This window comes from Streptomyces sp. NBC_01288, from assembly GCF_035982055.1.
Taxonomy (GTDB): Bacteria; Actinomycetota; Actinomycetes; order Streptomycetales; family Streptomycetaceae; genus Streptomyces.
Genome location: NZ_CP108427.1, coordinates 3,066,820 through 3,086,621, shown reverse-complemented (window position 1 = coordinate 3,086,621; position 19,802 = coordinate 3,066,820). Strand labels below are relative to the sequence as shown.

The window sequence follows — 19,802 nt, the reverse complement described above, 5'->3', positions numbered from 1 at the left end:
AGTCCGGCCCGCGGCGTGTTCAGGGGTGTACGGAAGGGGCGCGTACGGAAAGGGCGTTCAGAAGGTCTGGAGCGTCACCAGCGTGACCCTGAGGCCGTCCTCGGGCCCCTCGGTCTCGATCCGCACCCGCTGTCCCGGCCTGAGCAGCCGCAGCCCGCCCGCGTCGAACGCGGCGGCGTCGAAGGACACCGGGGTGCCGTCGTCGAGCAGCACACTTCCGGTACGGGTCCCGGCGTCGTAGGTGTAAGCGGTCGCCTGCATGGCCGCAGCCTACTGCCGGTCACTGCCCCGGAATCAGCAGCCCCGCCGCCGCTGCCGCCGTGCGCGGCCCCACCCCGAGGGCCAGTGCCGCCCGCAGGTCCTCGCCGGTGTCCACGTCCTGTCGTACGGAATCCACCGCGTCCAGGATGAGTTCGCTCGCCCCCGAGGCGCGATGGCGGGCGCGGGAATCCGTGCCGAAAGCCGGGCGCAATTCGCGGCCCTCTCGGGCGGTGAGCAAGGTGGTGCCGATTGCGGCCGCGTCCGGGAGAAAAGCGCGGGGGAATTCGGCGGCCGCGTCCAGGACCCGGGCCAATTCCGCGGGGCGCAGAGCCGGCAGATCGGCGTTCAGGGCCGCCACGGCGCTTTCGGGTCGGGAAACCCGCACGGCCGCCGCCGCGTGCCGCAGAGCGGCGTTCAGGCCGCCTCCCGGCTCGTCGGCGACGATACGGGCGCCCAGCGCGGCCAGTTCGCGGCCGGCCAGGACGTCGTCCGTGACGACCGCCACATCACGGACCGCCGGGCAGGCCAGCGCGGCCGCCACGGTGTCCTGGGCGAAGGCGAGGGCGAGGCCGGGGCGCAGCCCGTCGCCCGCGGTGTCCGAGAGCCTGCTCTTGGCGCGCGCCAGAGGCTTCAGGGGGATGACCAAGGTCCACTGCACGGGCGTTCCGCCCCTCTCTTGTCGCGGCCATTGTCACCCGGCGCCCCTGGCGGTGTCGGTGGCGGGGCGTACGGTGTTCTCGACAGACCGACGGCCTGGGGCGACACTTGTGCGGCCCCCCAGGTCCAAGAGGAAGGTGTTCGCGTGCCCCGCCGCAGAATCGGGTTCTGGTACCGCTTCGCAGCGGTCCTCTGCAAACCGCCGCTGGTGGTTCTGATCAAGCGGGACTGGGGCGGAATGGAGCACATTCCGGCCGAGGGCGGGTTTATCACCGCCGTGAACCACAATTCACAAGTGGACCCCTTCGCATACGGACACTTTCAGTACAACACCGGACGTGTTCCGCGATTCCTGGCGAAGAGCGGCCTTTTCGGGAAGGGATTCGTCGGCGCCGCGATGCGCGGCACCGGACAGATCCCCGTCTACCGCGAGACCACGGACGCGTTGAGTGCCTTCCGCGCCGCGATCGACGCCGTGGAACGCGGTGAGTGCGTCGCGTTCTATCCCGAGGGCACCATCACCCGGGACCCCGACCAATGGCCCATGACCGCCAAGACCGGTGCCGCGCGGGTGGCCCTGCAGACCCAGTGCCCGGTGATTCCCGTAGCGCAGTGGGGCGCCAACGAGTTGCTCCCGCCGTACGCCAAGAAGTTGCAGGTCTTTCCGCGCAAGACCAGCCATGTGCTCGCGGGCCCGCCGGTGGACCTCACCCGGTTCTACGGCAAGGAGATGAGCCCGGACCTCCTCAAGGAGGCGACCGAGGTCATCATGGCCGACATCACCCGCCTGTTGGAGCGGATCCGCGAGGCGAAGGCACCCGAGACGCCCTACGACCCGCGCCGCGAGCGGATCGAGCAGCGGCGCCGGACGGCCGTGGAAACACAGGAGTTGGAGGCTCAGGCCCAGTCGGCACTTGAGCCGAAGGTCGAGCAGGAAGAGGGGCAGGGCACGTGAGCAAGCCGGTCAAGGCGGCTGTCTTCAGCGCCGGTTCGTGGGGCACGGCTTTCGGCATGGTGCTCGCCGACGCGGGGTGCGAGGTCACGCTGTGGGGGCGGCGCCCGGAGGTCGTGGAGGCCATCAACTCCACGCGTACGAACCCCGATTACTTCCCCGGTGTCGAACTCCCGGAGAACCTGCGGGCCACCACCGACGCCGCCGAGGCCGCCGCCGACGCCGACTTCACCGTCCTGTCGGTCCCTTCGCAGACGCTGCGCGCCAACTTGGCCGACTGGGCACCCCTGTTGGCGCCCGACACGGTCCTCGTCTCGCTCATGAAGGGCGTCGAGCTGGGCTCCGTCATGCGGATGAGCGAGGTCATCGAGGACGTCGCCAAGGTCGGCCGGGACCGTATCGCCGTGGTCTCCGGGCCGAACCTCGCGCGGGAGATCGCCTCCCGGATGCCGGCCGCCGCGGTGGTCGCGTGCACCGACGAGGCCGTGGCCCGCCGGCTCCAAACCGCTTGTCACACGCCGTACTTCAGGCCGTACACCATCACCGACGTCGTGGGCTGCGAGCTCGGCGGCGCGGTGAAGAACGTGATCGGGCTCGCCGTCGGCATCGCGGACGGCATGGGGCTCGGGGACAACGCGAAGGGTTCGCTCATCACCCGGGGGCTCGTCGAGACGACCCGGCTCGGGCTCGCGATGGGCGCGGACCCGCTCACGTTCTCCGGGCTCGCGGGCCTGGGCGACCTGGTGGCGACCTGCTCCTCGCCGTTGTCGCGCAACCACACCTTCGGTACGAACCTCGGCAAGGGCATGACCCTCCAGGAGACGATCGCGGTCACCAAGCAGACCGCCGAGGGCGTCAAGTCCTGTGAGTCCGTGCTGGACTTGGCCCGGCGGCATGATGTCGACATGCCCATCACGGAGACGGTGTTCGAGATCGTGCACGAGGGGAAGTCGCCGGTGGTGGCCGTCAAGGAGCTGATGTCGCGCAGCGCCAAGCCTGAGCGCCGCTGAGGGCTCCGCCAAGGGGTGCTGCTGAGTGTCGTTGCGCGGCTGCGGCTCCGTCGTGGCTCGTCGCGCCCGCGCGGCGGTAGCCGCATGTCGATACAGCCCCGCACCCCTTTGGGGCGCTGTACGAACCGCCTGCCGTCAACGGACGCTGACTCAAAGCGCTACCACCGGGTACTCTCATCGCGATATGAGCACCGAGAACCTCTCCCAGAACCCTGAGCAGCCGCCTCGCAAGCCGCGTGTGGCCGTCGTGTTCGGCGGTCGCAGCTCCGAACACGGGATCTCCGTGGTCACCGCCGGCGCCGTCCTCGCGGCCATCGACCGGGACAAGTACGACGTCCTGCCGATCGGCATCACCCGCGAAGGCCGCTGGGCCCTCACCGCCGACGCCCCGGAGCGGATGGCGATCACCGACCGCCGTACCCCGGACGTCGAGGAACTCGCCGAGTCGAGCGAGGGTGGCGTGGTGCTCCCGCTCGACCCCGGGAACCGTGAAGTCGTCGTCAGCGAACCGGGATCCGTGCCCAAGGCCCTCGGCGAGGTCGACGTCGTCTTCCCCGTCCTGCACGGCCCCTACGGCGAGGACGGCACCCTTCAGGGACTCCTGGAGCTGTCCGGTGTGCCGTACGTGGGCGCGGGTGTGCTCGCCTCGGCCGTCGGCCAGGACAAGGAGTACATGAAGCGGGTGTTCACCTCGTTCGGCCTCAAGGTCGGCCCCTACGTGGTGATCCGGCCGCGCGAGTGGGAGCGGGACGAGTCCGCCGCACGCAAGAAGATCATCGACTTCGCGGGTGAGCACGGCTGGCCGCTGTTCGTGAAGCCCGCGCGCGCGGGGTCGTCGATCGGCATCACCAAGGTCGACGAACTGGCCGGTCTCGACGAGGCGATCGAGGAGGCGCAGCGGCACGACCCGAAGATCCTCGTGGAGGCCGCGCTGCGCGGCCGCGAGATCGAGTGCGGGGTCCTGGAGTTCGAGGACGGACCGCGGGCCAGTGTGCCGGCCGAGATTCCGCCGCCCCAGGAGCACGCGTACTACGACTTCGAGGCGAAGTACATCGACTCGACCCCCGGTATCGTGCCCGCCCCGCTGACGCCGGAGGAGACCGCCGAGGTCCAGCGGCTCGCGGTGGACGCCTTCGACGCGGCCTCCTGCGAGGGGCTCGTGCGGGCGGACTTCTTCCTTACCGAAGACGGCGAGTTCGTCATCAACGAGATCAACACGATGCCCGGGTTCACGCCGATCTCGATGTACCCGAAGATGTGGGAGGCCAGCGGCGTGCCCTACGGCGAGCTGGTGGACCTGCTGGTGCAGGCGGCCCTGCGCCGGTCGACCGGACTGCGCTGAGCTAGTCGGCGATCCCCGCGGGGATCGCCTTCTTGACGGACTTCGCGAGGTCGACCAGGGGCGCCATGCCGTCTCCGGTGCGGTCCTTCGGGATGGTCACCTCTACGTACGCCTTCCGCAGCGTCGTGGTGAAACGGAAGGAGCCGTCGTCCTCCTTCTGGAGGAGCCAGCCGACACCGTTCACCTCGACACCGTCGGCCTCCGGGTCGTTCATCTTGGCGGGTCTGACGACACCGCAGCGCAGTATGATCGCCGGGTTCCCCCAGCCCGCGGTCAGCGCGGACGCGGGCTCGGGATCCCGGCGGCCCAGGTCGTCGACCTTCGACGGCAGCATCTTGTCCAGGTTCCGGCACAGCCCGGTGACCTTCGCGCCCGGCGAGGGAACCGTCGCCGACGCGCTGTCGTCTGCTGAGGAGCAGCCCGCGACGGTGATCAGCGCGGCGAGCACGGACAGCCCGATGACAGAACGGTGCCGGTGGCGGAGAGAGTTCACCGGCCAAGGGTAGACGGGGGCTACAGATGCACCACCGGGCAGGTCAGGGTGCGGGTGATGCCGTCCACTTGCTGGACTTTGGCGACCACCATGCGGCCGAGATCGTCGACCGTGTCGGCCTGGGCCCGCACGATCACGTCGTACGGTCCTGTCACGTCCTCGGCCTGGATCACTCCAGGGATCTTGCTGATCGCTTCGGCGACGGTCGACGCCTTGCCGACCTCCGTCTGGATCAGGATGTACGCCTGTACCACGGAACCTCCAGGGCGGCCACGAGGATCATGTGGGGAAAAGGAACGCCACGGTATCGCGTCGCCGCTCACCACGGGGAGACCCGCGGAGGTCCGGGCCCTTGCGCCGGGGCGCGGGCACGACTGAAGTCGACGGTCACCTCGACCGTACCGAGCACACCGACGGCTCGCGACCGGGCGCTGCCGTCACGAGAAGAGGACGAACGATGAAGGGCACCGTCGGTGAGTTGGGGGAGTTCGGGCTCATCAGGGAGCTCACTTCCCGGCTCACCACCACCCCCGCGGTCCGGGTCGGCCCCGGCGACGACGCCGCGGTCGTCGCCGCGCCCGACCGCAGGGTCGTGGCGAGCACCGACATACTGCTGGAGGGCCGCCACTTCCGCCGCGACTGGTCCACCGCCTACGACGTCGGACGCAAGGCCGCCGCGCAGAACCTCGCGGACATCGCCGCCATGGGCGCCGTACCGACCGCGCTGCTCCTCGGCCTGGTCGTACCGGCCGAACTCCCGGTCACCTGGCCCATGGAGCTGATGGACGGCCTGCGCGACGAATGCCAGGTCGCGGGCGCCTCGGTGGTCGGCGGCGATGTCGTACGAGGCGACACGATCATGGTGTCGATCACCGCGCTCGGCGATCTGCGCGGCCGTGAGCCGATCACCCGGGGCGGTGCGCAGCCCGGTGACGTGGTCGCCGTGACGGGCTGGCTGGGCTGGTCCGCGGCCGGGTTCGCGGTGCTGTCGCGGGGCTTCCGCTCGCCGCGCGCGTTCGTGGAGGCGCACCGGCGCCCCGAGCCGCCGTACCACGCGGGTCCGGCGGCGGCCGGGCTCGGCGCGACCTCGATGTGCGACGTCAGCGACGGGCTGATCGCCGACCTCGGGCACATCGCGGAGGCCAGCAAGGTCCGCATCGACATCCGGTCGGGCGCGATCGACGTCCCGACGCAGATGAACGACATCGGGCAGGCCGTCGGCGTCGACCCCATCCAGTGGGTGCTCACCGGGGGAGAGGACCACGCGATCGTGGCGACCTTCGCGCCGGACGTGAAGCTGCCGGCCCGCTGGAAGGTCATCGGCGAGGTCCTCAACCCCTCCGCGCTGCCCCAGGTGACGGTCGACGGGGCGCCCTGGAACAGCAAGGGCGGCTGGGACCACTTCGGGGACATCGAGTCGTGAAGCCTCTCGTACTGACGGTGGCCGGCTCCGACTCCGGTGGAGGGGCCGGGATCCAGGCCGACTTGAAGACGATGCTGGCGCTCGGCGTGCACGGCATGAGCGTCGTCACGGCGGTCACCGCGCAGAACTCCCTCGGCGTGCAGGGCGCTTGGGAACTTCCGGCGGAGGCGGTGCGCGCCCAGTACCGCAGCGTCGTCGACGACATCGGCGTACAGGCCGTGAAGACCGGGATGCTCGCGTCGGCCGAACTCGTCGAGACGGTCGCGGGGTTGATCGGCGATACGGACGTCCCTACGGTCGTCGACCCGGTCGGCATCTCGAAGCACGGGGACTCGCTGCTGGCGGCCTCCGCGCTGGACGCCGTACGGACGAAGCTGTTGCCGGTGGCGACCGTGGCCACGCCGAATCTGGACGAAGTGGCGCAACTCACCGGCGTACGGGTCGAGTCGGAGGGGCAGTTGCGGGAGGCGGCGGCGGCCGTGCTGTCGTACGGGCCGCGTTGGGTGTTGATCAAAGGTGGTCATCTGCCGGGTGACGCCGTGGATCTGCTCACCGACGGTGCTGAGGAGCACTGGCTGCGGGTGCCTCGGCACGACAACCGGCACACCCATGGGACCGGCTGCACGCTCGCCTCGGCGATCGCGTCACAGCTCGCCAAGGGAGAGTCGGTGCCGGAGGCGGTGACGGCGGCGAAGGCGTATGTCACGGGGGCGATCGCGGCGGGGTTCGCGCTCGGTGGGGGGATCGGGCCGGTGGATCATGGGTGGGCGCTGCGGCGTGAGCTTTCCTGAAGTGCGCTTCTTCTGAGAGGGCATGGCAAAAAGCCGGCCCACACGAGGTGGACCGGCTCGATGCAGCGAACCAGCAGTGGCCGCGCGCTAGCAGTACGTCAGCGCGAGACCTTGCCGGCCTTGATGCACGAGGTGCAAGCGTTCACGCGCTTCGGCGTCCCACTGACCACGGTACGGACGCGCTGGATGTTCGGGTTCCAGCGACGGGACGTACGGCGGTGCGAGTGCGAGATGTTGTTGCCGAAGCCCGGCCCCTTGCCGCAGACGTCGCAGTTGGCAGCCACGGGTCACTCCAAAGACTTCAGATGCACAGATGCACTTACGGATGATCCCGGCATGCCGGGATCGAGATCGTAGGATCTGGAAGTGGCACTGCCAGGGGGGATGGCCCGATCGGGATCGGGCAACCGGAGCAGCATACAACGACCGCGCCGGTACAACGAAACTACCATGCCTGGTCGGGGGCCCGCTCCGGCCCTCCTCGGGCCCGGGCCGTTCCGGGGTCTACGCTGCGTTGCCAGTCCAGCAGCTCAAGGAGGCGCAGGTGCCGCAGGTGCCGCAGACATTCTTCGATGCTCTCGCGGTGCGCACCTGGTGCGGTCTCGCGCTGCGGGCGCTGGGGCGTGCGCGCGAGGAGATCGACGCGATCAACGTGTACCCGGTGGCCGACGGGGACACCGGCACCAACCTGTACCTGACCATGGAGTCCGCCGTCACCGCGGTCGAGGCGGTATTCGACGGACACGGCACCCTGACCGAGCGGAAACCGCCGCTGGCCGACGCCGCCCGCGCGATGGCCCACGGGGCGCTCATAGGGGCGCGCGGCAACTCCGGGACGATCCTCGCGCAGCTGCTCCGGGGCATGGCCCAGGTCCTCGCCGCCGACGGTGAGACGGCTCACACGGACGGAGAGGGCCTACGGTTCGCCCTGCGCCGCGCGGCCGACTCCGCCCGGCACGCGGTGGCCCACCCCGTCGAGGGCACCGTCCTCTCGGTCGCCTCGGCCGCGGCGGACGCGGCCGACGGCACCGACGGCGACTGCGGGGCCGTGGCACGGGCCGCCTACGGGGGAGCGTGCGCGGCGCTGGCCGCGACCCCGGGGCAGCTTGCCGTCCTGGAGCGCGCGGGAGTCGTGGACGCGGGCGGGCGGGGGCTGGTGGCGGTGCTGGCCGCGCTGGTGGAGACGTTCACGGGAGAGGTCCCGGTCTTCACGGTTCTGGAGGCGCACGCACGCGTGGAGGCCGTTCTGGATTCAGGTGCTTCCGAAGTCACCCCTTGCGAGGGCGGTGGCCCCGCCTTCGAGGTGATCTACCTCCTGGAGGCCGACGACTCCGCCGTGACGCGGCTGCGGCAGCGGCTGGACGCCCTCGGTGACTCGCTCGTCGTGGTCGGCGGCGACGGCCTGTGGAACGTCCACGTGCACGTGGACGACGCGGGTGCCGCCGTGGAGGCGGGCGTCGAGGCCGGACGGCCGTACCGGATCCGGATCACGCACTTCGGGCTCGGTGACGTCCACACCACCGGTGCCGAACGGCCGCCCAGGGAGCGCGCGCAGCGGGCCGTCGTCGCCGTGGTCCCTGGGGAGGGTCTGGCCGGGCTCTACGGAGAGGCAGGCGCGACCACCGTGCTCGCGCGCCCCGGGGAGCCGCCCGCCAGTGGGGAGTTGGTCGCGGCCGTACGGCGGGCACACGCGCGTGAGGTCGTGCTGCTGCCCAATGACGCGGAGCTGCGGCACACCGCCGCGGCTGCCGCCGAGCAGGCCCGGGCCGAGGGCATCCGGGTCGCGCTGATCCCGACGCGCTCCGCGGTCCAGGGGATCGCGGCGCTCGCCGTGCACGAGCCGGAGCGGCGCTTCGACGAGGACGTCGTCTCGATGACCTCGGCGGCGGGCGCGACCCGCTACGCCGAGGTCGCCGTCGCCGAACGCCAGTCCTGGACCATGGCCGGCATCTGCCAGGCCGGGGACGTCCTGGGTCTCGTCGACGGCGATGTGGCGGTGATCGGCGCCGATGTCACGGCCACCGCCCGGGCCGTCCTCGACCGGATGCTCGCGGCCGGCGGCGAACTGGTCACGCTCGTCCTCGGCGACGAGGCACCCGTGAGCGTCGCCGACATCCTGGAGATCCACGTCCGGGAGTCGTACCTCGCGGTCGACACGGTGGTGTACCGGGGCGGCCGACAGGGTGCCCTGTTGCTCATCGGCGTGGAGTAGGACCCCGGCCCCACCCCAACTCCCCCTACTTCTCCGTCTGTTCCTCCATCAGCTGGAGCAGCTGCTCCGCCTCGGCGCGACGGGCCCGTACCGTCTCGTCGCCGTCGTCGGCACCCTCGTAGGCCTTCAGCACCCCACGCGCGCGTGCCGCCGCGTCGGCGGGGCGGCTGAGGTCGGCCTCCAGCCAGCCCGCGGCGAGTTCGGCGCCGGTGCGGGTGTGCACCGCGCCCTCCCCGAGGGCCGCGAACACGGTGACCGACTCCGCGGTCTGCGTCAGGGCGTCCTCGAACGCGGCCTGGATCGCGGTGTCCTCGGCCTCCTCGGCGACGGAACGGGCCAGCAGCTCGCCGAACTGCCGGTGCGTGTGGCCGAGTTCGCCGGTGAGCCGCTGCCGTGCCTCCTGGTCGTCGGTCACGAGCAGCGCGGCCTCGCACTCCTGGATCGCGCCCGCCATCAACTCCCGCGCGCGGTCCAGGCCCCGGTCCGCCCGGTCCGCGCGCAACGCCAGCCACGCGCGGGCGCGCAGCGAGCGGACGAGCCCGTGCACGTTGCCCAGGGAGCGCCACAGGTCGCCCGCGCGCTCGTACGCCTGGTCGGCCTCGGCGGGCAGCTCCGCGTGGCCCAGGGACTCGGCGGCGAGGTGGGCGAGCGTCGCGTGGTCGTTCTGCTCGGGCCAGTGCCGGGCGATCTCGGCCGCCTGCAACCGCCGTTCGGCCGCCGCGCGATGCTCGCCCAGCTCGCTCAGGCAGTCACCGAGCCACCACTGCGTCTGGACGATCGCGCCGTCGCCGTGCGTCTCGACGCTCAGATCGGGCAGCGCCGACTCCAGCACCTCTGCCGCCTCGGCCCACCGGCCCTGGCGCAACAGGAAGCCACCGAGCTGGTGCCGCGCCCAGGCGCCCAGCGTCGGCCCCTCGCCCGCCTCGTCGGACCAGTGCGCGGCCTCCAGGGCGTGCTCAGCGGCCTCCTCGGACCGCCCCCGGCCGCCGAGCACCTCGGCGAGCTGGAGATGCAGCTGCGCCCGCCCAGGGGCCTCCAGATACGGCCCACCGTGCTCCAGCGCCGCCCGCAGCGCCCGCTCCGCCTCCGTGACGTCACCGAGGTGATGGGCGAGCCCGGCCAGCCGGGCCTCGTACTCCACCGCGAACCACGGCAGCCCCGCGACCACGAACGCCGTCGACGCCTTCGAGAACAGCCGTACGGCCGTCTCCACATCCCCGGCCCGCACCGCGAGTTCGGCCAGCATCGCCTGCCCCTCGGCACCCCGCGCGGCCAGCCGCACATCATCCACGTCACCAGGAAGGGGCCGCCCCTCGACGAGAGCCAGCACCTCCCGTACGGCGGCCTCGGCGGCGGCCAGGTCCGCGCTGTCGGGTTTGTGGTCGGGGGAGTCCCCATGGACCCTGCGCATCAGGATGCGCGCCCGGCTCATCAGCACGGCCGCCGTCTGCCGTACGCCGGTGCCGTCCTCGGCGTACAGGGCGAGCACCCCGTCGTAGGGCTCGGCGATCGCCGCGAAGGCCTCGTCGACCTCGCCCGTGAGAGCGCGTACGTACGCTCCACGCGCGCGTGCCGCCCACGCCTCCCCGGGGTCGCCCGCCTCGGCGAACAGTCCGGCCGCGCGGTCGAAGAGGGCGATGCCCTCGGGGCCCCGGTCCATCGCCTGGTGGTCGGCGATCTCGGCGCGGTCGCGGGCGGACAGCTCGACGCCCTCGGAAGCCTGCGAGACGGCCAACCAGGCCTCTACAGCGTGCGGTTGGAGGGTGTCCGACAGTCGTCGCGCCTCCGTGAGGAGCGCGGTGAGGTCCTTCTCCGGGATGACCTCGGGTGCCGCCGTCGGCACGGGTGCCGCGACCGGCCTGGCCGCCGAACGCACTCCCAGGGGGAGCCGTTCCACCAGGGGCTGCTGGTCCATGCGCGCGCGTGCCTGGTCGCCGACGTGGGTCGTGCCGTTGCGCTCGTCGAAGCGGGCGGCCAGGGAGAGGGTCTCCACGCGTGCGTGCGCGGCGAGTTCGCGTGCCGTCCAGGCACGGCCGGCCGGCCCCGGTACCTGCTGGTCGCCGAGGCCCAGCTCGGTCAGGCGGTCCATCAACAGGGCCACCACCGACAGGAAGTCCAGCCCGCTGCGCGGGTTCCCGGAGTCCGTGAAGTACGCCGGACGCTCCGCGAGCAGCTCAAGACCGCGCGCCTCGTTGCCGCTCAGCGCGCAGAACTCCACATGGTCCGCGTAGGCGCCCCGCATGCTCTCCATGGGCCGTACGAGACGGAAACCGCGCAGGTGATGGGCGCGCGCCTCGTCGGCCCGTCCCAGGCGCAGCAGCGGGGTCAGGGAGGACGCGAGGACGGTGTGCGGTTCGTGGGCGCAGGTGAACTCGCCCTCCAGGACCGGCTCCCACAGGTCGAGGGCCTCGGCGTACCGCTCCTGTTGCACCTGCCACTCGCCCTGGGTGTGCAGTTCGCACGCGTGGCAGTCGGCCATGGTGTCGCGGTCGGCGGCCAGCCACGCGGCGTACGCACGCTCGGCCCGCGCCAGGTCGCCGACGTGCGAGGCGACGCTGAACTCCGCGCTGCGCACAGCCCGTTCGGAGTGTCCGGCCAGCCGGTAGCGGTGCTCCATCTCGCCGAGCCACTTCTCGATCGACGCGAGTGGGATGTGCGGCTGGCCCAGCATCCCGGACGACACCCACTTGAAGACCCAGTGCAGCGAGTGCACCTCGTACTCGTCGAAGTCCTCGGGCCGTTCGTCCCACATGCGCAGCAGGCGCGCGAAGGGGACGAACATCTTGGCCTTCTCGGAGCTGTAGTTGTAGACCTTCAGCTGATGTCCGAGCGCCTCGATCACCGCGAGCGGGACGTCCAGCTTCTCGGCCTCGGCGAGCAGGTGCTCCGCGCGCGCGTTGCGGGCCGGTCCCTCCGGCTCCTCGGAGTTCTCCGCCATCGCCCGGCGCAGCGCGTCGAAGTCCGTGATCCCTGTCATCAGTGGTCGCCCTCCCCGTGTGTGGCCCACTCCAGGAGGCCGATGAACGCCCGGTTCAGCAGTGCCGAATCGGCGGGGCGCAGTGGTCGCTGCGCCATCAGGAGTGCCTGCCCGTAGAGCGACTCCGTGGCCGTCCCGATCAGGTCCCGGTCCCTCAACGAACTGATCCGCCGGATCAGCGGGTTCAGGTGGTTGAGCACGAGACGCGCGCGTGGAGCGCTGCCCCGCAGCGAGCCCAGGATGTCCGCCCACAGGTCGTCGGCCTGCTCCTCGGCCTCCGCGCGGGCCTGCTCGTGCCGGGCGGAGCGGTCGTCCAGGTGCAGCGCGGGCACCGACAGCGGATGGAACGCCCGCAGGACCACATCGCAGCCCAGGGGATCCAGTTTGGCCCGCGCGGCGGCCAGGAAGTCCGCCAGGGCCAGCTCCTCGGCCGGATCGACCGAGTCCAGGTGCGCGGTCACGGTGTCCGAGTCCAGCTCGGCGACCACCGTCCCCGGGCGCACCGACGGCAGCGCCTCGACCAGCTCGCCGTCGTAGGTGTAACCGCCGTTGATCACCCCGATGCCCTGCGCGGACGCGATCGGGGCGACCTGCCGGTACTCCTCGACGGTCCGCGTGAAGTGCACCACCGGGTGGCGCTGCGCGAACTCCTCCAGGGACACCCGTCCGTCGGTCGTCTCGAACGGGAGCCACGGCAGCATCGTGCGCAGCATCTCCTTGTCGTGCCGCGCCAGGGACTTCACCCCCAGGTGGTGCACCGACAGGAACGCGGCAAGACGCTCCGGATCACCCGCCGCGAGCCCGGTCAGCCAGCCCCGGATGCGCTCCCCGAGCGCCTCCCGTACGGCGGCCAGCGTCTCGTCCTCGTACAGCGACTCGCGCGACGCCGTGGGCCGCAGGCTGTCCGTGTCCAGCACACAGCGCACGAAGAACGCCCAGTCGGGCAGCAGCTGTTCGGCCCGCTCGGTCAGCAGCATGCCCTTGAGATGCACCCGGTGACTCGCCCGCTGCGCCGGACTCACGGCACCGGGAAGGACATAGGCCACCCCTCGGATCCCCGCGAGCGGCACGGACAGGTCGATCGAGTCCAACGGCGTGAACCCGAACAGTTCGTGACAGTGCCGGGCCAGCGCCACCCTCCGGGTGCTGGGACTCGGGTACGACCGGTCCCAGGGCGCGGGCAGGTCGGTGATCGCCTCGCCGTCCACGCGCACGTCGTACGGCAGCAGCGCCCCGAAGTCCCGGGCCAGCGCGAGGACCTTCTCCTTGGTGAGCCACTCGCCGGCACCCGCGCGCGCCACCAGGTGCACGGTGGTGCCCGGTTCGGGACGTTCGGCGTCGGGCAGGGTCCGCACGGTGTACGAGCCGTCGTCGGTCGCGGTCCACTCCACAGGCGGCGCGTCCGGCGTACGGGCGCTGCGGCTGACGACCCGGATCCGCTCGGCGACCACGAAACAGGCGAGCAGCCCGATGCCGAACTGCCCGAGGAAGTCGGAACGGGCCTCCTGGAGCCCGTCGGCGCGCTTGGAGCTACGGCCGATGGTCGCGAGGAGGTTGTGTACGTCCGCCTCGGTGAGCCCGACGCCGGAGTCCTCGACGCGCAGGGTGCCCCCGTCGGCGAACAGCCGTACCAGGGCAGGGGAGTCGGGCTGCTCGGCCCGGCGGGCGGTGATCGCGTCCACGGCGTTCTGCAGCAACTCGCGCAGATAGACCTTGGGGCTGGAGTAGAGGTGATGGGAGAGCAGGTCCACCAGACCGCGCAGGTCGACCTGGAACGTGTGAGGTGACTGGGATGCCTGGGATGACTGTGAGGTCTGGGAGTCCATCGTCGCAGCGCCGAGGTGGGGGAAGTGCGATCGGCGCGAGGGTCGGGCGGTCCCTGTGAGGCGGTGACCGCGGGGGATGGCCGGAGCGCGCCATCCTAGGCCTCGAACGACCCACCTGACCAGGAGTTTCGCAAGACGTATACGGCATTGTCAGTGGCGTGGTGTGCAATGGATCTCGTGCCCGCACTGGAAGAACCCCTGAAAAAGGTGCTCGGCCCCGCCACCGCGAAGGTGATGGCCGAGCATCTCGGCCTGCACACAGTGGGCGACCTCCTGCACCACTACCCGCGCCGGTACGAGGAGCGGGGCCAGCTCACGCACCTCGCCGAGCTGCCGATGGACGAGCACGTCACCGTGGTCGCCCAGGTCGCCGACGCCCGGCTGCACACCTTCGCGTCCAGCAAGGCCCCCCGGGGCAAGGGCCAGCGTCTCGAAGTCACGATCACGGACGGCAGCGGCCGACTCCAACTCGTCTTCTTCGGCTCGGGAGTTCACAAACCCCACAAGGAACTGCTGCCGGGCACACGCGCGATGTTCGCCGGCAAGGTCTCCGTCTTCAACCGCCGCCTTCAACTCGCTCATCCGGCATACGAGTTGCTGAAGGGCGACGCCGAGGAGACGGTGGAGACCTGGGCGGGCAGTCTGATCCCCATCTACCCCGCCACCGCCAAACTGGAGTCCTGGAAGATCGGCAAGGCCCTCCAGACGGCACTGCCCAGCGCCCAGGAAGCCGTGGACCCGCTCCCGGACTCCCTCCGTGAAGGCCGCGGCCTGGTCTCCCTCCCCGAAGCCCTCCTCAAGATCCACCGCCCCCACACCAAGGCCGACATCGCCGCAGCCCGCGACCGCCTCAAGTGGGACGAGGCCTTCGTCCTCCAGGTGGCCCTGGCCCGCCGCCGCCACGCGGACGCCCAACTCCCCGCCGTAGCCCGCAAACCGTCCCCCGACGGCCTCCTCACGGCCTTCGACGACCGCCTCCCGTTCACCCTCACGGAGGGCCAGGTGAAGGTCTCCAAGGAGATCTTCGACGACTTGGCTACGGAGCATCCGATGCACCGGCTGCTGCAAGGGGAGGTGGGATCGGGCAAGGCGCAGCCGCTCGACTCGCTCGTGCTCACACCCGCCGGGTTCCGTCGTATGGGCGATCTGACGGTGAGGGACGAGGTTGTCGTGCCGGACGGGGAGATCGCGCTGATCGACGGGGTCTTCCCCCAGGGGGAGCGTGAGGTCTGGCGCCTGGTCCTCTCCGACGGCAGCCACGTGGAGTGCGACGACAAACATCTCTGGATCGTCGGCACGAGCGGCGGGTGGCACCGAGGACAGACTCCCAAGGTCATGACGACCCGGGAGATCCGCCTGGACACGTTCAAGGCCAACGGATCCTCGAAGTGGTATCTCCCGGCAGCCGCTCCGGTCGATCTAGGCGGCGACTGCGGACTGCCTCTCGATCCCTACCTGTTCGGTGTCCTTCTGGGCGACGGCTCGTTCCGGCACAACCTGCGGTTGTCCACGATGGACGACGAGATCCGTGATGCCGTGGCGACAGTTGTGGCCCCAGAGTGCCAAGTGGTCCCGGTGAAAGGATCTCGTTGTGACTTCACCATTCAACTTGGCCACCGGGCCGGAGGCGTCCGCAACCCCGTGATTCAGACCCTGCGTGGGTTCAATCTCTGGGGTGTCACATCGCACGGAAAGTTCGTTCCGGACGAGTTCAAGAACACATCGATCAAGAACCGCCTTGCTCTGCTGCAAGGGCTGATGGACACGGACGGGACCGTCAGCGCAGACGGCTTCAGCATCTCGTTCTGTTCTGCCTCGCTCGTATTGGCGAACGACGTTGCCTGGCTGGTGCGTTCACTCGGCGGTCGGGCACGTGTCCTGCCGAAGAAGGCGTCCTTCAACGTCTCTGTGGCCCTGCCCGACGAATACGCTCCGTTCAGGCTCGCCCGTAAGGCCGAACGCGTAGGGCCCAGGCCGAAATACAACACGTTCCGCCGCGGAATCCGGGCAGTTGAGTACGTCGGACGTAAGCCCGTCCAGTGCATCAGCGTCGCGCACCCCAGCCATGCCTACGTCACCGACAACTTCACAGTGACCCACAACACCATGGTGGCCCTTCGAGCCATGCTCGCCGTGGTCGACGCCGGCGGTCAGGCGGCGATGCTCGCCCCCACTGAAGTGCTCGCGCAGCAGCACCACCGTTCCATCACCGAGATGATGGGGGAGCTGGCCGAGGGCGGGATGCTGGGCGGGGCCGAGCGGGCGACCAAGGTCACGCTGCTCACCGGGTCCATGGGGACGGCCGGACGGCGACAGGCCCTCCTGGACCTCGTCACCGGCGAGGCCGGGATCGTGATCGGCACGCACGCGTTGATCGAGGACAAGGTCCAGTTCCACGACCTGGGTCTGGTCGTGGTCGACGAACAGCACCGCTTCGGCGTCGAACAGCGCGACGCCCTGCGGAGCAAGGGCAAACAGCCCCCGCACCTCCTCGTCATGACCGCCACCCCCATCCCGCGCACGGTCGCCATGACGGTCTTCGGCGACCTGGAGACCTCGATCCTCGACCAGCTCCCGGCAGGCCGTTCACCCATCGCCAGCCATGTGGTCCCCGCCGCCGACAAACCCCACTTCCTGGCCCGCGCCTGGGAGCGCGTCCGCGAGGAGGTCTCCAACGGCCATCAGGCGTACGTCGTCTGCCCACGCATCGGCGACGAGGACGACGACCCCAAGAAGGCAGGCAAGGCCAAGAAGAAGTCCCCCGAGGACGATGCGGAGAAGCGCCCACCGCTCGCCGTTCTCGATATCGCCGCCGCACTCGCCAAGGGCCCGCTCCAGGGGCTGAGGATCGAGGTGCTGCACGGCCGTATGCACCCCGACGACAAGGACGCCGTGATGCGCCGCTTCGCCGCAGGGGACACGGATGTCCTGGTCGCGACGACGGTCATCGAGGTCGGCGTCAACGTGCCCAACGCCACGGCCATGGTGATCATGGATGCTGATCGCTTCGGGGTCTCCCAGCTCCATCAGCTCCGCGGCCGAGTAGGCCGTGGCTCGGCCGCCGGCCTCTGCCTCCTGGTCTCCGAAATGCCCGAGGCCAGCCCCGCCCGCCAACGCCTCAACGCTGTCGCCTCCACCCTCGACGGCTTCGAACTCTCCCGCATCGACCTCGAACAGCGCAGAGAGGGCGATGTGTTGGGGCAGGCCCAGTCCGGTGCCCGCACGTCCCTGCGGGTGCTGTCGGTCATCGAGGACGAGGAGGTCATCGCGGAGGCGAGGGAGGAGGCGACGAAGGTGGTGGAGTCCGATCCCGACCTGGAGCACCTTCCGGCCCTGCGGACAGCTCTGGACGCCCTACTGGACGAGGAGAGAGAGCAGTACTTGGAAAAGGGCTAGGTGCGACCCCCAGGGGCGCGGGGAACTGCGCGACCAGCCACACTGATACCTGAAGACGCCCACAAGCAAGGACCCCAGATGACCCGCGTGATCGCCGGCGAAGCCGGCGGACGTCGACTAGCCGTCCCGCCCGGCACCGGAACCCGCCCCACCTCCGACCGCGCACGCGAGGGCCTCTTCTCCACCTGGCAGTCCCTCCTCGGCGCCCCCCTGAACGGCGAAAGAGTCCTGGACCTGTACGCGGGCTCGGGCGCCATCGGCCTCGAAGCCCTCTCCCGCGGCGCGAGCCACACCCTCCTAGTGGAGGCCGACCCGAAGGCCGCCCGCGTCATCAGGGAGAACGTCAAGAACATCGGCCTCCCCGGCGCCGAGGTCAGGGCGGGCAAAGTGGAGCAGATCGTCCAGACGACGGCGCCGGCAGACCCGTACGACATCGTCTTCCTCGACCCGCCGTACGTTGTCGCAGATCACGATCTTCGGGAGATTCTCCTCACACTCCGGTCCGGGGGCTGGCTCGCGCCGGACGCTCTCGTCACCGTGGAGCGCAGCACCAGAGGCGGCGAATTCGGGTGGCCGGACGGATTCGACGCGATCCGGGCCCGTCGCTACGGCGAGGGGACCTTTTGGTACGGTCGCGCCGCCTCTACGTGCGAAGACGCACGATGACCGGACCGGAGAGCGAGGGAACTCAGTTGCGCCGCGCCGTTTGTCCGGGGTCGTTCGACCCCATCACCAATGGACACCTCGACATCATCGCCCGTGCCTCCCGGCTGTACGACGTCGTGCACGTCGTCGTGATGATCAACCAGTCGAAGAAGGGCATGTTCACCGTCGACGAGCGGATCGAGCTGATCCGCGAGGTCACCGCGGAGTTCGGCAACATCCAGGTCGAGGCGTACCACGGCCTGCTCGTCGACTTCTGCAAGCAGCGCGACATCCCGGCCATCGTCAAGGGCCTGCGCGCGGTCAGTGACTTCGACTACGAACTCCAGATGGCCCAGATGAACAACGGGCTGTCGGGCGTCGAAACCCTGTTCATCCCGACCAGCCCCACCTACAGCTTCCTGTCGTCCTCGCTGGTCAAGGAGGTCGCGCAGTGGGGTGGCGACATCTCCCACCTGGTGCCGCCGATCGTCCTGGAAGCGCTCCACGAGCGGCTCGGCCAGGGCTGAGGCACTGACAGTGCGTCATCCGGTGTCGGGCGGGGCGGGAGTGGTCGTACAGTCGACCCGTCCGTCTCCAACACGTCGGTAGAGAGTGGCGAGCACACGGTGGACGTGCAGAAGAAGCTCGACGAGATCGTCGCCTCGGTCTCCAGCGCCCGGTCCATGCCCATGTCGGCCTCGTGCGTGGTCAACCGCGCCGAGCTGCTCACGCTGCTCGAAGAGGTGCGTGCGGCCCTGCCCGACTCGCTGGCGGAGGCGCAGGAGTTGATCGGCGGCCGGCACGAGATGGTCGAGCAGGCCCGCCAGGAGGCCGAGCGGATCATCCACACCGCGCACGCCGAGCGCGGCTCGCTGATCTCCGACACCGAGGTCGCCCGCCGCTCGCAGAACGAGGCCGACCGCATCCTCGCCGAGGCCCGCCAGGAGGCCGAGGAGGTCCGCGCGGAGGCCGACGACTACGTCGACTCCAAGCTCGCCAACTTCGAGGTCGTCCTCACCAAGACCCTCGGCTCGGTCGGTCGCGGCCGCGAGAAGCTGCTCGGCACCGGCCCCGGCATCGACGACCAGGGCTACGAGGACGAGGACGCCCCCGAGCGCAGCCACGACCCCGAGACCCTGCGCCGCGACGCCGACGCGTACGTGGACGTCAAGCTCGGCGCCTTCGAGGCGGTGCTCGCCAAGACCCTGGATGCCGTAGGGAAGGGCCGGCAGAAGCTGCACGGGCGGCTCGCCAGCGACGATCTCGGCGCCCTCTCCCTCGACGACGACGGCAACCAGGTCCAGCACACCAGCGACGCCGACTACCTCGCCGACCTCGCGACCGTCACGGACACCCCGGTCTCGGCCACCCCGCTCCAGCCCGAGCAGCAGGACTACGCCCCGCAGGCGGCCTACGACTACCAGCAGACCGCCCAGCAGCAGGACCCGTACGGCTACCAGCAGCAGGGTTACGCCCAGCCCCAGCAGCAGGACCCGTACGGGTACCAGCAGGCCGACCCCTACGCCTACCAGGGCTACGACACCGGTCAGCAGCCCGTGTACGACCCGAACCAGATGCAGCAGGCCCAGGTCGACCCGCAGCAGAACCAGCAGGCCCAGGGTCAGCAGGGCTACGCGCTCGACGAGACCAGTCTCTTCGACACCGGCATGATCAGCGCGGAGCAGCTGCGGGCGTACGAGCAGGGTCGCGGCCTGTAACGATCCGGGCCGGTGGCCGAGAGCGCGCACCGGATTGGGCCGTGAGCGAAAGGTCCAGTATCCTGGTTCTTCGGTCGCGTGTACGTCCGCGATCACCGC

General features: G+C 70.4%; 17 protein-coding genes. 10 read left to right on the top strand and 7 right to left on the bottom strand.

The window, feature by feature from the left end:
• Positions 1-57 precede the first annotated feature (57 nt).
• Together OG194_RS13175 and cofC are read right to left on the bottom strand one after the other, a co-directional pair.
• Positions 58-261 carry a hypothetical protein gene (locus OG194_RS13175; protein ID WP_327401063.1) on the bottom strand — a complete coding sequence of 68 codons (204 nt, stop codon included), beginning with the start codon at positions 259-261 and terminating at the stop codon, positions 58-60.
• 19 nt (positions 262-280) lie between these two features.
• Complete coding sequence (gene cofC, locus OG194_RS13170) at positions 281-919, bottom strand: 2-phospho-L-lactate guanylyltransferase (protein ID WP_327401062.1); 639 nt, start codon at positions 917-919, stop codon at positions 281-283.
• Between the two features lie 144 nt (positions 920-1,063).
• Between cofC and OG194_RS13165 the strand changes: the two genes are divergently transcribed.
• From OG194_RS13165 to OG194_RS13155, 3 genes are all read left to right on the top strand, one after another.
• Positions 1,064-1,873: a lysophospholipid acyltransferase family protein gene (locus OG194_RS13165; protein ID WP_327401061.1), complete on the top strand. Its 810-nt coding sequence runs from the start codon at positions 1,064-1,066 to the stop codon at positions 1,871-1,873.
• Complete coding sequence (locus tag OG194_RS13160; RefSeq protein ID WP_327401060.1) at positions 1,870-2,880, top strand: NAD(P)H-dependent glycerol-3-phosphate dehydrogenase; 1,011 nt, start codon at positions 1,870-1,872, stop codon at positions 2,878-2,880. Before OG194_RS13165 ends, OG194_RS13160 begins: the two co-directional genes overlap by 4 nt.
• A 184-nt stretch (positions 2,881-3,064) precedes the next feature.
• Positions 3,065-4,222: a D-alanine--D-alanine ligase family protein gene (locus tag OG194_RS13155; RefSeq protein ID WP_327401059.1), complete on the top strand. Its 1,158-nt coding sequence runs from the start codon at positions 3,065-3,067 to the stop codon at positions 4,220-4,222.
• 1 nt (position 4,223) lies between these two features.
• Here OG194_RS13155 and OG194_RS13150 read toward each other — a convergent pair whose 3' ends face one another.
• On the bottom strand, positions 4,224-4,715 hold the full coding sequence (locus tag OG194_RS13150) for a DUF3515 domain-containing protein (RefSeq protein ID WP_327401058.1): 492 nt from the start codon (positions 4,713-4,715) through the stop codon (positions 4,224-4,226).
• Between the two features lie 20 nt (positions 4,716-4,735).
• Positions 4,736-4,969 (bottom strand): Lrp/AsnC family transcriptional regulator, encoded by a 234-nt coding sequence (locus OG194_RS13145; protein WP_327401057.1) that lies wholly within the window; start codon positions 4,967-4,969, stop codon positions 4,736-4,738.
• A 203-nt stretch (positions 4,970-5,172) separates the two neighbouring features.
• Between OG194_RS13145 and OG194_RS13140 the strand changes: the two genes are divergently transcribed.
• The gene (locus OG194_RS13140; protein WP_327401056.1) at positions 5,173-6,138 is read left to right on the top strand and encodes a thiamine-phosphate kinase; all 966 of its coding nucleotides are present in this window, start codon (positions 5,173-5,175) and stop codon (positions 6,136-6,138) included.
• Positions 6,135-6,929 carry a bifunctional hydroxymethylpyrimidine kinase/phosphomethylpyrimidine kinase gene (thiD, locus tag OG194_RS13135; RefSeq protein ID WP_327401055.1) on the top strand — a complete coding sequence of 265 codons (795 nt, stop codon included), beginning with the start codon at positions 6,135-6,137 and terminating at the stop codon, positions 6,927-6,929. Before OG194_RS13140 ends, thiD begins: the two co-directional genes overlap by 4 nt.
• Positions 6,930-7,027: 98 nt before the next feature.
• Here thiD and rpmB read toward each other — a convergent pair whose 3' ends face one another.
• Positions 7,028-7,213, bottom strand: coding sequence for a 50S ribosomal protein L28 (gene rpmB, locus OG194_RS13130; RefSeq protein WP_003973430.1), 186 nt, complete (start codon positions 7,211-7,213; stop codon positions 7,028-7,030).
• Positions 7,214-7,473: 260 nt separating this feature from the next.
• Between rpmB and OG194_RS13125 the strand changes: the two genes are divergently transcribed.
• Positions 7,474-9,141: a DAK2 domain-containing protein gene (locus tag OG194_RS13125; protein ID WP_327407050.1), complete on the top strand. Its 1,668-nt coding sequence runs from the start codon at positions 7,474-7,476 to the stop codon at positions 9,139-9,141.
• 25 nt (positions 9,142-9,166) lie between these two features.
• Here the strand turns inward: OG194_RS13125 and OG194_RS13120 are convergent, their stop codons facing one another.
• Together OG194_RS13120 and OG194_RS13115 are read right to left on the bottom strand one after the other, a co-directional pair.
• Positions 9,167-12,118 (bottom strand): tetratricopeptide repeat protein, encoded by a 2,952-nt coding sequence (locus tag OG194_RS13120; protein WP_327401054.1) that lies wholly within the window; start codon positions 12,116-12,118, stop codon positions 9,167-9,169.
• Entirely contained in the window at positions 12,118-13,944 is a 1,827-nt protein-coding gene (locus OG194_RS13115) for an HSP90 family protein (RefSeq protein WP_327401053.1), read from the bottom strand. Before OG194_RS13115 ends, OG194_RS13120 begins: the two co-directional genes overlap by 1 nt.
• Positions 13,945-14,112: 168 nt before the next feature.
• Between OG194_RS13115 and OG194_RS13110 the strand changes: the two genes are divergently transcribed.
• The 4 genes from OG194_RS13110 (at position 14,113) to OG194_RS13095 (ending at position 19,703) form a co-directional block, all read left to right on the top strand.
• On the top strand, positions 14,113-17,340 hold the full coding sequence (locus OG194_RS13110; protein ID WP_327401052.1) for a helicase-related protein: 3,228 nt from the start codon (positions 14,113-14,115) through the stop codon (positions 17,338-17,340).
• 78 nt (positions 17,341-17,418) lie between these two features.
• Positions 17,419-18,006, top strand: a complete 588-nt coding sequence (rsmD, locus tag OG194_RS13105) for a 16S rRNA (guanine(966)-N(2))-methyltransferase RsmD (protein WP_327401051.1) — start codon at positions 17,419-17,421, stop codon at positions 18,004-18,006.
• Positions 18,007-18,032: 26 nt separating this feature from the next.
• Complete coding sequence (gene coaD, locus OG194_RS13100; protein WP_327407049.1) at positions 18,033-18,512, top strand: pantetheine-phosphate adenylyltransferase; 480 nt, start codon at positions 18,033-18,035, stop codon at positions 18,510-18,512.
• Between the two features lie 99 nt (positions 18,513-18,611).
• Positions 18,612-19,703, top strand: coding sequence for an ATP synthase F0 subunit B (locus OG194_RS13095; protein ID WP_327401050.1), 1,092 nt, complete (start codon positions 18,612-18,614; stop codon positions 19,701-19,703).
• Positions 19,704-19,802: the final 99 nt, after the last annotated feature.

Bases quoted from the DNA above. Each gene is read 5' to 3' on its own strand.
- OG194_RS13110 (WP_327401052.1), top strand. From the start codon at position 14,113: ATGGATCTCGTGCCCGCACTGGAAGAACCCCTGAAAAAGGTGCTCGGC.
- OG194_RS13120 (WP_327401054.1), bottom strand. From the start codon at position 12,118: ATGACAGGGATCACGGACTTCGACGCGCTGCGCCGGGCGATGGCGGAG.
- OG194_RS13155 (WP_327401059.1), top strand. From the start codon at position 3,065: ATGAGCACCGAGAACCTCTCCCAGAACCCTGAGCAGCCGCCTCGCAAG.
- OG194_RS13175 (WP_327401063.1), bottom strand. From the start codon at position 261: ATGCAGGCGACCGCTTACACCTACGACGCCGGGACCCGTACCGGAAGT.
- OG194_RS13140 (WP_327401056.1), top strand. From the start codon at position 5,173: ATGAAGGGCACCGTCGGTGAGTTGGGGGAGTTCGGGCTCATCAGGGAG.
- rsmD (WP_327401051.1), top strand. From the start codon at position 17,419: ATGACCCGCGTGATCGCCGGCGAAGCCGGCGGACGTCGACTAGCCGTC.
- OG194_RS13115 (WP_327401053.1), bottom strand. From the start codon at position 13,944: ATGGACTCCCAGACCTCACAGTCATCCCAGGCATCCCAGTCACCTCAC.